14 protein-coding genes are annotated in these 12870 nt (G+C 47.5%); 6 read left to right on the top strand and 8 right to left on the bottom strand.

Going from position 1 to position 12870, the window contains the following annotated elements:
• Positions 1–25: 25 nt before the first annotated feature.
• The 3 genes from rpsD to H6F50_RS24255 all read right to left on the bottom strand — a co-directional run bounded on the left by rpsD (position 26) and on the right by H6F50_RS24255 (position 4721).
• Positions 26–634: a 30S ribosomal protein S4 gene (rpsD, locus tag H6F50_RS24265; RefSeq protein WP_190414721.1), complete on the bottom strand. Its 609-nt coding sequence runs from the start codon at positions 632–634 to the stop codon at positions 26–28.
• A gap of 107 nt (positions 635–741) precedes the next feature.
• Complete coding sequence (locus H6F50_RS24260; RefSeq protein WP_347275859.1) at positions 742–1182, bottom strand: response regulator; 441 nt, start codon at positions 1180–1182, stop codon at positions 742–744.
• The gene (locus tag H6F50_RS24255; RefSeq protein WP_190430651.1) at positions 1179–4721 is read right to left on the bottom strand and encodes a PAS domain S-box protein; all 3543 of its coding nucleotides are present in this window, start codon (positions 4719–4721) and stop codon (positions 1179–1181) included. The genes H6F50_RS24260 and H6F50_RS24255 overlap by 4 nt, the downstream gene beginning before the upstream one ends.
• 124 nt (positions 4722–4845) lie before the next feature.
• On the opposite strand from H6F50_RS24255, the gene H6F50_RS24250 reads away from it, so the two are divergent.
• Positions 4846–5790: an ABC transporter substrate-binding protein gene (locus tag H6F50_RS24250; protein WP_190430650.1), complete on the top strand. Its 945-nt coding sequence runs from the start codon at positions 4846–4848 to the stop codon at positions 5788–5790.
• A 255-nt stretch (positions 5791–6045) separates the two neighbouring features.
• Positions 6046–7200, top strand: a complete 1155-nt coding sequence (locus H6F50_RS24245; RefSeq protein WP_190430649.1) for an acyltransferase — start codon at positions 6046–6048, stop codon at positions 7198–7200.
• A 206-nt stretch (positions 7201–7406) separates the two neighbouring features.
• Here H6F50_RS24245 and H6F50_RS24240 read toward each other — a convergent pair whose 3' ends face one another.
• Positions 7407–8111 (bottom strand): class I SAM-dependent methyltransferase, encoded by a 705-nt coding sequence (locus H6F50_RS24240; RefSeq protein WP_190430648.1) that lies wholly within the window; start codon positions 8109–8111, stop codon positions 7407–7409.
• Positions 8112–8189: 78 nt separating this feature from the next.
• Between H6F50_RS24240 and H6F50_RS24235 the strand changes: the two genes are divergently transcribed.
• Both H6F50_RS24235 and H6F50_RS24230 read left to right on the top strand, forming a co-directional pair.
• A complete protein-coding gene (locus tag H6F50_RS24235; RefSeq protein ID WP_190430647.1) occupies positions 8190–8816 on the top strand; it encodes a class I SAM-dependent methyltransferase in 627 nt (208 codons plus the stop codon).
• Between the two features lie 101 nt (positions 8817–8917).
• Positions 8918–9595 carry an SDR family oxidoreductase gene (locus H6F50_RS24230; protein ID WP_190430646.1) on the top strand — a complete coding sequence of 226 codons (678 nt, stop codon included), beginning with the start codon at positions 8918–8920 and terminating at the stop codon, positions 9593–9595.
• Here the strand turns inward: H6F50_RS24230 and H6F50_RS24225 are convergent.
• Positions 9582–10025 carry a hypothetical protein gene (locus tag H6F50_RS24225; RefSeq protein WP_190414713.1) on the bottom strand — a complete coding sequence of 148 codons (444 nt, stop codon included), beginning with the start codon at positions 10023–10025 and terminating at the stop codon, positions 9582–9584. The two genes, H6F50_RS24230 and H6F50_RS24225, sit on opposite strands and share 14 nt — an antisense overlap.
• Positions 10026–10174: 149 nt before the next feature.
• Between H6F50_RS24225 and petN the strand changes: the two genes are divergently transcribed.
• Complete coding sequence (gene petN, locus H6F50_RS24220; RefSeq protein WP_190430645.1) at positions 10175–10264, top strand: cytochrome b6-f complex subunit PetN; 90 nt, start codon at positions 10175–10177, stop codon at positions 10262–10264.
• A 7-nt stretch (positions 10265–10271) separates the two neighbouring features.
• Complete coding sequence (locus tag H6F50_RS24215; RefSeq protein WP_190430644.1) at positions 10272–10439, top strand: hypothetical protein; 168 nt, start codon at positions 10272–10274, stop codon at positions 10437–10439.
• Between the two features lie 3 nt (positions 10440–10442).
• Here H6F50_RS24215 and H6F50_RS24210 read toward each other — a convergent pair whose 3' ends face one another.
• From H6F50_RS24210 to H6F50_RS24200, 3 genes are all read right to left on the bottom strand, one after another.
• Entirely contained in the window at positions 10443–10637 is a 195-nt protein-coding gene (locus H6F50_RS24210; RefSeq protein WP_190430643.1) for a hypothetical protein, read from the bottom strand.
• Between the two features lie 96 nt (positions 10638–10733).
• The gene (locus H6F50_RS24205) at positions 10734–11276 is read right to left on the bottom strand and encodes a GNAT family N-acetyltransferase (protein ID WP_190430642.1); all 543 of its coding nucleotides are present in this window, start codon (positions 11274–11276) and stop codon (positions 10734–10736) included.
• A gap of 79 nt (positions 11277–11355) precedes the next feature.
• Positions 11356–12813, bottom strand: a complete 1458-nt coding sequence (locus tag H6F50_RS24200) for a RecQ family ATP-dependent DNA helicase (protein ID WP_190430653.1) — start codon at positions 12811–12813, stop codon at positions 11356–11358.
• Positions 12814–12870 lie beyond the last annotated feature (57 nt).

Raw genomic sequence — 12870 nt, 5'->3', positions numbered from 1 at the left:
TCAAAACTCAAAACTCAAAACTATCTTAAGCTTGGCGTGAGTAGTACTCAACCACCAGCAGTTCGTTGATTTGCAGCGCGATCCATTCGCGCTCAATCACGCCGTTGACTCTGCCAGTCATCTTGGTTTTGTCAAACTCTAGATGGCTGGGCATATTTGCCAACCCTGGATATTCCAGGTTCTGTTGCACTAACCGGCGAGATCCTTCCTTATCGCGGACGCTGATGACCTCTCCCGGACGGCACTGATAGCTGGGAATATTCACCGCACGACCATTCACCAACACATGACCGTGATTGACTAGCTGACGCGCCCCAGGAATTGTGGGAGCCATCCCCATCCGGAAAACGGTGTTATCCAGACGCATTTCTAACAGTTGCAGCAATGCTTGACCCGTGGAACCCGTGGCGCGACGTGCTTTCCGCACGTAACGCAGCAGCTGCTTTTCACTTAAGCCATAATTGAAGCGGAGTTTCTGCTTTTCCTCTAGTCGGACAGCATACTCTGAGCGCTTCTTCCGGGCTTGACCATGCTGTCCTGGTGGATATGCACGGCGGGCTGATTTGCGAGTTAAACCGGGCAGATCGCCCAAGCGACGCACAATTCTGAGGCGTGGGCCTCGATATCGGGACATATAGCTTCCTCTTGTGTACCCTTCAGACTTTAACCAAAACTATCATTGTAAGCCCAATCTAGGAGAAATTTAAAGTGAGCAGAAAAATATTTTTTGGTTCGCTTTTTCTATTCTGGGGGGAGTTTGACGATGGTGAGCCAGAAGTCCTCGATTGACTGCACCACCCGCAGAAACCGATCTAGGTCAATCGGCTTACTGATGAAACAGTTGGCATGTAAATCGTAGCTGCTGAGAATATCTGGTTCGGCTTGGGAGGAGGTCAGAACGATGACGGGAATCCTTTTAAGCTGGTCATCCTGCTTGATTTCTGTCAACACTTCAATACCGTTGCGCTTCGGTAAATTGAGGTCAAGGAGGATAATATCGGGACGAACGGCATTGGCATACTTTTCTTCTCTTTTGAGGAAGGCGATCGCTTCAACACCATCCCGGACAACATTCAGGTGATTCCCAACCTGACTGTCTCTAAATGCTTCTTGGGTGAGCCGAATATCACCCTCATTGTCTTCAACTAGCAGGATTTCTACGGGTCTATTACCCAGATTCACTTTGGGTTCTCTCCTGTTCTGGGAATTGTAAAGTAGAATACACTTCCCTGTCCCCATTCAGAATCCACCCAGATCCGCCCACCGTGTCGATCGACGATTTTTTTGCAGATAGCTAAACCAATTCCGTTACCAGGATAGGTTTCGCGTGCGTGCAAACGTTGAAAAATGACAAAAATTCGTGCTTGATGAGCTGGGGCAATCCCAATACCGTTATCGCGGACTGAGAAGACCCATTCATTTTCGCTTGTTTGAGCGGAAACGTGAACCTGGGGGGGGGCATCTTTACGAAACTTGATTCCATTCCCAATTAAGTTCTGTAACAGCTGCCCGATTTGAGTCGCATCCCCCCTCACCGAGGGTAGGGGATCGCGGGTAATGGTGGCATTATTTTCGGCGATCGCAATTTGCAGATTGGCGATCGCTTCCTCAAAAGAGCGATCGCAATCCACCATCTCAAATTCCCGACTTCGCGTTCCCAGGCGCGAATACTCCAACAAATCTTGAATCAGCCGTTGCATCCGGTTCGCACCATCGACGGCAAAATCAATAAAATCGTCGGCGTCCTCATCCAGTCTCCCTTTGTAGCGCCGAGACAGAAGCTGGGTGTAGCTGGCAACCATTCGCAGCGGTTCCTGCAAGTCATGGGAAGCTACATAAGCGAATTGTTCCAGTTCCGCATTAGAACGAGCGAGTTCCTGTGCTTGTTTGAAGAGAGCCTCCTCCATCCGCTTACGCTCAGTGATGTCAATGACAAAGCACACACCTTTATCTTGAGATCCTTCCAGCACAGCACCGCCGAGCAAAACAGGGATGCGACTGCCATCTTTACGAATATATTCCTTCTCAAAGGGGCTACAAATCCCCGTCACGGCTAGCTCCTGGATGCCCTTTTCATCGAGATAGTTATATTCCACAGGAGTCATCTTTTTCCAATCCACTTTCCCTAAAAGCAGATCCTCCCGCGTGTACCCGACCATCTCTAAGAAGGCGTTGTTGGCTTCTGTAACGTTACCTGACACATCCCAGAAGAGAATCCCAATCATGTTGGATTCAACGACGCGCCTAAACCGAGCTTCGCTTTCTTGTAATGCCTCCTCGGCTCGTTTGCGTTTGGTGATGTCGGTGGAGATGCCGCAAACTCCATAAGGAACTCCAGCCGCGTCGCACAGGGGAAACTTAGTCGAAATGTACGTGTGTAGTCCGTCATCTTGAGGCACAACTTCTTCCCACTCCACAGCAGTTCTGGCTTCGAGTACCTTTCGATCGTTCGCCCGAAATACATCCGCCATTTCTTTGGGGAAGAGATCGTAATCAGTCTTGCTTTTAACCTTTTCTCCATCAATATGAAAAAGAATTTCAAACTGGTGATTAATAAAAATAAACTTGCCCTCAGTGTCCTTGAGGTAGATAACTGCCGGAATGTTATCTAGAATCGCCTGCAACCGCGCCTCGCTTTCTCGCAGCGCCTCCGCCGTATGTTTCTGGTCGTCGATGTCTGTGCAGGTGCCGAACCACTTAACGATTCGTCCGGTAGGATCTTTCATCGGCACTGCGCGAGTTAGGTGCCAGCGATATTGTCCGTCCGCAGCCCGTTTGAAGCGATTTTCGATTTCGTAACTCTCGCCCACCTCCGCAGATTGATGGCACCGCTGTATCGACACCAGCCGATCGTCCGGATGTAGGACAGAGAACCATCCGTCACCCTGGCTTTGTGAGAGGGTTAATCCGCTGTAATCAACCCAGCGCTGATTGACGTAATCGAAATCACTATCTGAGTCTACAGTCCAGACTATCTGCGGGATGGATTCAGCGAGAAAGCGATAGCGCTGTTCGCTTGCTTCGGCTAATTCACGAGCTTCCTGTTCGCGGAGCAAGAGTTGGGCGCGTTCTTCTTCTGCCCGCTGACGCTCGCTGATTTCACTTTGCAATGCTTGGTTGATCAGCCTTAGCTCTGCTGTCCGCTCGTTCACTCGCTCCTCAAGATCGGCGTTCAGGGTGCGAATGTGTTCCTCTATCTGCTTGCGTTCGGTGATGTCGGTGGAAATTCCACAAACGGCATAAACAACGCCACTAGCGTCATAAAGGGGAAACTTGATTGAAATGTAGGTGTGTAACTCATCGTCGTGAGGGGCGACTTCTTCAATTTCTATCGGAATTTGGGCTGCGAGTACCTTTTGGTTATTCTTGACAAAGGCATCGGCGATCGCAAACGGCCAGATATCGTACAGGCTTTTACCGAGGAGCTGCTCTCTATTGATGTGAAACAAATCTTCAAACCTGTTGTTGATCAGCAGGATTCTGTGCTGAATATCCGTTAGATAAATCAGCGCTGTGGAATTATCCACGATTGCCTGTAGCCGTTCCTCGCTTTCTCGCAGTGCCTCCTCGGCTCGTTTGCGCTCGGTGATATCGTGCATGGCAACAACAGCACCCAGCTTGGTTCCCTGCAAATCAAAAAATGCCTGCCCGCTAGCTAATAAGGTGCGAACTTTGCCTGATTTTGGGGCGATCACCATTTCTACATCGCGGATAGGCTCCTCTTGTAACGCTCGAAAAAGCGGGATATCTTCCCGCTTCATGGGCGTTTTGCCGTCGGGCAGATATAAATCGTAGTATTCTGCCCACTGCTCCGCAGCAAGCGGTTGTTCTGGCAAGCCATGAAATGCTCGTGAAGCCTGATTAAACAGAGTCAGAACACCATTGGCATCACAAGCAACGATTCCGGCTTCTATGTTATCTAGCAATACGTTTAAGAATTCTCGTTCTTTTTGGAGAGCTGCCTCGGCGCGTTTGAGATCGCTAATGTCGCGGCTCACAACCAAGGCAGTTTCGATTTCACCTTCTTGGTTAAACTCTGGAACTACACACGATTGAAAGTTGCGGAATCCGTTTACCGTGGCAGTCTGGAATTCAATCGTTTGTTCTTGACCTGTTTCAAAAACCATCCGCAGGGTATCTTCCCAAAGCTGGCACAACTCTTTGGGTGAGCCAGCTTCTTCAGGAGTCTTACCGATGAATGCCAGCGCGGGCATTGCCGTGCTCCGCTCGACAAATGAATTGACGTAAACATAACGCATTTGTTTGTCAAGACGCATCATCGCATCGGGCGCATTTTCAAGCACGGCTTTGAATTCCTGCTGGCGGTGAGAGAGTGTCTCCTCTGCTTGCTTGCGTTCGGCAATTTCGCTTGCCAATTGTTCGTTGGCTTGCCTCAATTGTGCCGTACTCTGCTCGATTCGCTCCTCCAGTTCTGCATTGAGTTGGCGCAGTTCTTCTTCTGCTTGTTGCCGTTGGGAGTCTATGGTTTTTAATGTTTTCGCATTCCACCAAACCAGGATGCCAAAAACCACCGCGTTCATCACTCCCAGGATTGCCAGCCCGATGTCGCTGTGGGAGTGCTGTGGAAATACATTCTTGAGGAAAGGAAGCTCGAACAGCCAATCGAGCATCACCAAACAGCCAAGTGGAAACGCGATCGCGATCGCAGCTGGAGACGCGATTTGCAGGAAAGAAAGTAGACGAGAATGAGATTGAGGCATATTCGTGGTTTAGCCCTAACCAAAGGAGCTGTTTTCTTTAACGGCGTCAGCGCCATCCTGGAACTGTTTGATAGCAAGAATTGATGATGAGTTCTCGATCGAGGCTGCTAAAGGAGTTGGAAAAGTGACTCATTCAAACCTAAAAATTGTCTCTCTGATTCCCAGCGCTACGGAAATTTTAGCGATCTTGGGGCTAACTCAGGCGATTGTCGGGCGATCGCATGAATGCGACTATCCGCCAGAAATCCAAAATTTGCCCGTCTGCACCCAGCCCAAATTTAACCCCGAAGGCACCAGTCCGGAAATTCACGATCGGGTTACGGATTTGTTGCAATCTGCGTTGAGCGTTTACCAAGTCAAAACCGACGTTCTGGAACAGCTGCAACCCACCCATATTTTGACTCAAGCTCAGTGTGAAGTCTGTGCTGTCAGCCTCTCAGAAGTCGAGCAAGCGGTTGCTACGCTCACGCACTCTCAGCCGCAGATTATTTCCTTACAGCCTAATTTTTTAAGCGATGTCTGGGCAGATATTCAACGAGTCGCTGATGCCTTGGGTATCGCTGCGCCACCCGTGCTAGCTGGGTTACAGTCTCGCATCGACGCTTGCGTGCAAAAGACGCAAGCACTTCCTGACAGCGCCCGTCCTACAGTTGCCTGTATCGAGTGGATCGATCCCCTGATGGCAGCGGGAAATTGGATTCCTGAATTAGTCAAAATGGCTGGAGGTCAATCTCTGTTCGGTGTTGAGGGTGAACATTCGCCGTGGTTGAAGTGGGAAGCGATCGCCACCGCTGACCCCACTGTCATCATCTTCATGCCCTGTGGCTTCGATTTAAACCGTACTCGCGCTGAGGCAATGCCGCTGCTTCAACGTCCCGAATGGCAAAGCTTACAAGCGGTACAAACCGGCAGGGTTTACATCACCGATGGCAACGCCTACTTCAACCGTCCCGGCCCCCGTTTGGTAGATTCCCTGGAAATCTTAGCCGAAATTCTGCATCCCGAAAGCTTCCATTTTGGATACGAGGGTACTGGCTGGGAGTGCTTATTAAATCATTCTCCGGTATAGACAACATACTTTCTTCACAAAAAAATCTATCTTAGGGCTGACCTCGCTCTACTGTCCAGATGAAGATAGTAGTTTAGAAGTGCTGCTACCTGAAGGTGTGTCTGCCCGAATCTAGCTGAGGGTTGATTTTTTTCGTCTGACTCGCTGCGGAACTTGCAAAGAAGTTGCACGTAGCATGACAACGGAAATATCGGATTTCTGTAGTCTTTACGGAAGCCATATCCTTGACTTTATAAAACAGGCATTGCTGGTTCCATGAATTATGCAGCACTGCAATTAAGGGGAACTACCAAGATTATGAAGCCTGTCGAAGAATTACAAATTTTACCAAGCAAGCCGGAACCGTTATCATGCACTAGACTTGACTGGATTGATTATGCCAAAGGCATCGGCATCATTTTAGTTGTCTATGTCCATGTTTTGACCAATTTAAAAAATGCTGGAATGGGAATGCATGATTTATTTCATGATTACTCTTTTAATTTTATTTCTAGCTTTCATATGCCACTTTTCTTTTTTCTCTCCGGTTTATTTGTAGAAAAAAGCTTATTGAAGGGTAAGAAGAAATTCTGGGGGGATAAATTCAATACAATTGTGTATCCCTACTTACTTTGGTCTGTTATCCAAGGTAGCATTTTGGTTTTGATGTCAACCTATACGAATAATCCCATCAAATTGCAGTTTAAAAATTTACCATTTTACATGGCTTTTAACCCCATTCCTTTAATTACTCTTTGGTTTTTATATGTTTTGTTTGCGTCTTATTTAGTCTTTGCGATCGCTCAAAAATTTATCAATTTATATGTATTGTTTTCTCTTTCTATTTTACTTTACTTGCTAAATCCCTATGCACCTAGCGAAATTCTGACTAAATTCATGAGTATGTTTGTATTTTTCGTCATTGGGGCAATTGTGGCACGCTGGTTGCACAACGACTTGAGAAACATTCCGAGTACCTTGCATAAATTGAACAAGCAGCAAATTGGCGCGATCGCGCTGATATTTGTCATCTTTCAAATGACACTTTTACAATTTGGTTTAAGCGAACAACCAGGAACTAGATTTTTTATGGCATCTGGAGGAATCATCTTTACTTTAGGAATATCCTTTTACTTGGCAGAAAGAAAAAAATTAGATATTATTCGCTACCTGGGTTTTTTATCGATGCCCATCTATTTAGCTCATATGTTAGCAATGGGAGCGACTCGAATATTCCTCCAAAAAGGTCTTCACATCAATCATGTGGTTTTACATATCATTCTGGTAACTATTTTTAGTCTAATATTACCAATCCTGTTGTACGAGCTAACAAAAAAGATAAAATTTCCTTACCTATTTTCTTTAAGTAAGCGTTCAGCCCTATCCTCAGCAATTTTGGCAAAGAAAGGTACTCAAGCATTACAGCAGTAGGATTGGGATTACTACCGCCCTCAAGGTGTCAGTTGAAAGACGAGGGTTTTCTTCGCGTGCTTTGTGTCTTCGTAGTTCAAAAATTGTTTTTTAAACCACGAAGACGCGAAGATAAAATTCTGCCGAATTGGCATGATTTACCAGATTTTTTTCTCACATTGACAGAGTTAGATAAGGATTTCCAACCATAAATTGGGGTTAAAAGCTTATCCTACAAAGCCGCCAAATACGGCTAAACCGTAATATTTCCAAGGAATAGCCACTGTAGTAAACCCAGAATTTGTCAGCATTTTTAAGTGGGAGGTTAGAGTCGCTAATTGATCTTGACTAGAGTAACCTTGAGGATTGCTCTTACCAATTTTGTCGCGAATTTCTGCCAGCGTTGTTCCTTGCTGCAATGTCCATTCTTCCCGCGCCGTTTGGTAAATTTCCTGCATCACTGGTGATTCCGGCAGGATGGGATCTGCGTTCCAAAAGACGCCGCCTGGATTGAGGCTTTCACCAATCCGCTGAAATAATTTCAACTTCATTTCATCGCTGAGATGGTGAATTGCCAAGGATGAGACACAGGCATCAAAGCTTTCTCCCAGTTCCAGCGCATGATTCGCCCAATCTCCGAAGTCGGCTTCAATTCCCGTCCACCTGTCTGCATAGCCTGCTGCGTGGATTTTCTTTTTTGCAAACTGAATCATCCGAGGAGAGTAATCTACAGCAACCAGTTGGGCATCAGGACAACGCTTGAGGATCTTTAAACTGAGTTCGCCGGTGCCGCAGCCGAGTTCTAGGACAGCTTTGGTTGTAGAGGGTAGACAAAGGGCAATCGCATCTAGCATTTCGTCATAGCGTGGCAACAGATGGCGAATCCCAGTGTCAAAATCAGCGGTGTTGGCGAATACTTCTCCAGGAAACATAATTTAAACCACAGAGGTACAGAGAATACGAGGAAATAGAGAATAGTAAGATTCTATTAGGTTTGAGCAAGGCGAAGGATGCAGGAACACGAGCAACTGACAATTGCGGAGTACCAAGCGACAGCAGAATCGTTTCGGGAGGGAACTTGGGATCACGATGTTTCCCAAAATCGTGATGCCTTGGTAGCGGCGATGCCTAAAAATCCGGGTAAAATCCTCGATCTAGGCTGTGGTCCCGGACGAGATTTGCTGGCATTCAAACGCCAAGGGCATACTGTGATTGGCTTGGATGCAACGCCTGCGTTTGTGGAAATGGCACGACAGGCTGCGGATTGTGAGGTTTGGCAGCAGTCGTTTTTCAATCTCGATCTGCCGCCAGAAACCTTTGATGGGATTTTTGCGAATGCATCGCTACTTCACGTTCCTCATTCCCAAATGGTGAAAGTGCTGAAGGATTTGCATCAAGCGCTGGTTCCTGGCGGTGCAATTATTATTTCTATTTGTCGTGGAGATAGCGAAGGCTATAGCGTTCGTCCAACCGGCTATCGCTTTGTTTCTGGGTGGGAATATGAAACTTTGGCACCCTGTCTAGAACAAGCTGATTTTGAGATTCTCCACCACTACTATCGTCCCCCAGGATTGCCCTGTGAAGCTCAATCTTGGCTGGTGATGGTGGCAAGGAGAAGATTAAAAATTAAAAATTAAAAATGCAAAATTGAAGAATAGGTTTGGGAATTTTACATTTTTTCTTCGCCCTAATTACGGCAAAATATGAAATATCAAGTTAGGACAGTAAGAAATTTAAGATGACAAGTGAATCCTATATTTTTCTAGCGGGTGCCAGTCGGGGCGTTGGTCGAGAAATTGCCAACTACTTAATACAGGAAAACCAGAAGGTGAAGGCATTGTTGCGATCGCCAGCATCTGCTGCCGAATTGGAAGCGATGGGAATTAAAGGAGTGATGGGAGACGCTTTAAATGTTGCCGAAGTTGAGCAGGCAATCTTAGGAGATGAACCGATTCATGCTGCGATTAGCACCATCGGCGGTTTACCCAAAGACGGCGAAAGAGCTGATTTTTTGGGGAACAAAAATCTTATTGACGCTGCTGTGAAAGCAGGGGTAAAAAAGTTTATTCTCATTTCTTCGATTGGAAGTGGAGATAGTGTCGGAGCTATCCCTCCACAAGCTTTAGAAACGCTGAAGCCAGTGTTAATTGAAAAGGAGAAAGCCGAGAAGTATCTGATTGACAGCGGACTGACTTACACTATTATCCGCCCCGGCGGATTGAAGTCTGAACCAGCAACTGGCAATGGCGTTTTGACGGAAGATCCGCGAGTTGCGGGGACGATTCATCGCGCGGATGTCGCGCAGTTGACTTGCCAGTGTCTTAATTCTGATGCTGCGAACCAGAAAATCCTCTCAGCGGTTGACCGAAATATGATGTATGGGCAACCAGAGTTTGCGGAATTTAGCTTGACTTAAACGGTTTTACCCAGCCTAGCTGAATTGTCCAGTCGAGGAGGAGACGAGCGATCGCAAATAGCAAAATACTCTCTCCTCCCAGAATCCCAAACGACCAGAAGGCATCGGGGAAATTTAACCCAGCCTCCACTTGCCCTAATCCCCGCACCAACCCAAAGGCAAACACTGCGCCAGTCCTGAGGTGTGGGTTGGGGTCTTCTCGAATAATATAGCGGTAGGTGACGCCAAACAGAAAACCGCTCAAAAGAGCGATCGCCATACTCACTAGAAAGTGAACGCCATTCGTGACTTTCAGATTGGCGAGTGTCTCAAACTGCTCCGACAGCACGAGAATATTGCTCAGGGTAGCAATGCCATAACCCAGGAAAAAAGACAAAGCAGCAACAGTTCCTGCCTTGATAGATTCTATTCGCTCAAGCCGATCAACCATCTCGTGCAATATCCTGTGAAAATCGCTCCTAGTTCAGTTAAAGGTTTTTTTGGCGACCTCGTCATTCGCCGAGGTCTGCCATAGATGCCTCAAATTGAATTATGATAGGCGCTGGAGTGATTATTGGGCACTTATCTTTACATACAACTATGGATATTTTGAGTCTCGGTTGGGTTTCAGTTTTGGTTTTGTTTACTTGGTCGATTTCAATGGTCATTTGGGGTCGTAACGGCTTCTAAAAGCATTGTGGAAACTTCTGTTCTGACTGTTCTGGCTTTTTCTACCTTTGCCCTGTTAACGGTGGTTTCTGGGGGCATTATCTATCTGACGCTGATAGAATGGCGCGATCGCCGTCGCCAAGATCGGGAGAGGCGAGAGAATAAGCCCTCTCGTCGTCGCTCAACTAAAGTCTAGGGTCTATAAAAGGCAAAAGTAAAAATTTTTACTTTTGCCTTTTGCCTTTTGAGCGAAAAAGTCTTCAGGAGTGAGGACTGAGGACTGAGGGCTGAGGAGTGAGGACTGAGGAGTGAGGACTGAGGGCTGAGGACTGAGGACTGAGGGCTGAGGGCTGAGGACTGAGGACTGAGGACTCAGTAAAAAAGAAGTTGGCATCCTCAGCAGACAGGGTTTCAAGCCCTTGGCTCTAGCCATGAAGAAGAAAGAAAAGACTTTTGCCTCAAGAAGTTTAACTTAGTCCGTGTTCCGGTGTTATTCAACCATCGCCTCCCATTCCTGCTTCAAGATGCCGTATACGAGCGTGTCATGCCACCGTCCCCGGATGCTGACATTCTCTCGCAAGCGACCTTCTTCGGTCATCCCAAGCTTCTGCGCCAATGACACTGCCCCTCTATTCTCAGCGATACAGTGTGCATAAATGCGATGCAGTCCAAGCTCTGTAAAGCCAAATTGCAGTAGCGGACGACTCATTTCAACCGGATAATTTCGCCCCCAGTGTTCGGGAGCCAATTCACACCCAATTTCTGCTTCTGAGGCATCGCGATCGCTTTTGCGAATACCGCAATTACCAATCAGTCCGTCCTGTCTCCGGACGACTGCCCATTGATACCTCCATCGGGGCGTTTCCTGCTGCCACAGGAGGAAGCGATTAACGAAGGCGCGAGCGTCTGCCTCAGTGCGCCCGACCTCTGGATAAAAGCGTTGATATGCTGGCGTGGATTGATAAGCTAAAACGGCAGACCAGTCAGCTTCCGTAAATTCCCGCAGCAGCAAGCGATCAGTTTGAATAAACATGGCTCCATTCCGAAGTGAAAACCTACTTCATCTTCAACGTTGCTCGCACCGGGTTAACGACTGATACGGACTCCGAAGATTAGCGTCGAGCGCAATTATCGCAGTGTCCGCACCGCCAGCCAGCTGCCTCTTGGGTGAAGCCAAAAGCCTGTAACAAAAACTGCCAACGGCACTGTCGCGTGTTCAGGTATTGCGCCATCTGGAATTGAACTTGCTGCTGCTGGCTACTGAGTTCCCCAAAAGAGCGAGATTTTCCAACCGAACGCCGAACATAATTGAAGGGATCTTGCCACTCCAATTGTCCAGCACTATGGAGGAGAGCGAGAGCGACAGCACCGTCTCGAAACTGTTTGGTTACGGCGGTTACTTCCCCTTTTGGTGGGAGTTTGGATGCGAGTTGCTGAGCTTCTTGATATTGCGATCGCATCTTTCCCGCAAAAAATTCCCGTCTTTGCTTATCCTCCGGGTTCAGCCACCCCGTCCGTTCGCTCACCAAGGTTAAAGCTTCAGATAATTTACCATCTCGTCCAGCTCTCCCTACTTCCTGCACGTACTCGGAAAGTAGTAAAGGCGAGTGAAAATGAACTACCCACCTAACATTGCTTTTGTTAATCCCCATCCCGAAGGCGCAGGTACACACTACAAAAGGCATTTTATCGCTCAGCCAGCTTGCTTCAATTGAGCGCCGTTCCTCTGGACTCAACCCCGCGTGATAAGCTGCGGTTGCATAACCGCGATCGCTAAGTAACTGAGTTAATTCTTCGCTATCTCGCCTGGTGCGGACGTAGACTAACCCTGCTTGTTTGGGTCTTTCCTGAATAAACTTCAATAACCCTTGGCGGCGTCCTCTAGGTGTCCAAATGGTTTGCACTTTCAGGTGTAGATTTTGCCGATAGGGGCTATTTTTGAAAACCGCTGGCTGTTGGAGTTGTAAGACTTGTTGGATGGTTTGCTGCGCTGCGGGATCGGCAGTGGCAGTGAAAGCAGCGATCGCGATTTTAGTCCCAGCTGGCTTTAATTTTAGCAGCGCCGGTCGCACCGCTCCCAGTCGTCGATAAGTTGGTCGAAATGTCTCTCCCCACTGCACTAAGCAATGCGCTTCATCGAGAATTAAGCCGTTAATTTTTAGTTTTGGTTGACACAACTTTTCCCAAACTTGGGCACTCAGCAGCGTTTCTGGGGATAAGTACAATAATCTCAAATGTTCGAGAGTTTGCAGCGTTTGCCGTCGTTGGGGAGTTGGCACTTCGCTATGCAACAAGGCAGCGGGTAAATTGCGATCGCGCAATTCCTGCACTTGATTTTCCATTAGCGCCACCAAGGGCGAAATCACTAACGTTAGTCCCGTTTGCAGTAGCGCCGGGAGTTGAAAACAAATCGACTTTCCCCCGCCCGTTGGCATCACAATTAGAGCATCTTGCTTTTGCAACAAGCTGCGAATAATTTCTCCTTGTGGAGGTCGAAAATCATCATATCCCCAGATTTTTTTGAAGGCGATGCGGACTTCTTCCCAGGATTTTGTTTCGGAATTATTCATCATTCGTATGTAGATGCGATCGCTTCTATAGCAATCCTAAATGATTCGTGAATAAGA

This window comes from Coleofasciculus sp. FACHB-712 (genome assembly GCF_014695635.1).
GTDB lineage: Bacteria > Cyanobacteriota > Cyanobacteriia > Cyanobacteriales > FACHB-T130 > FACHB-T130.
Note: the sequence above shows the minus strand (reverse complement) of the source record. Positions and strands in the feature narration are given on the sequence as shown.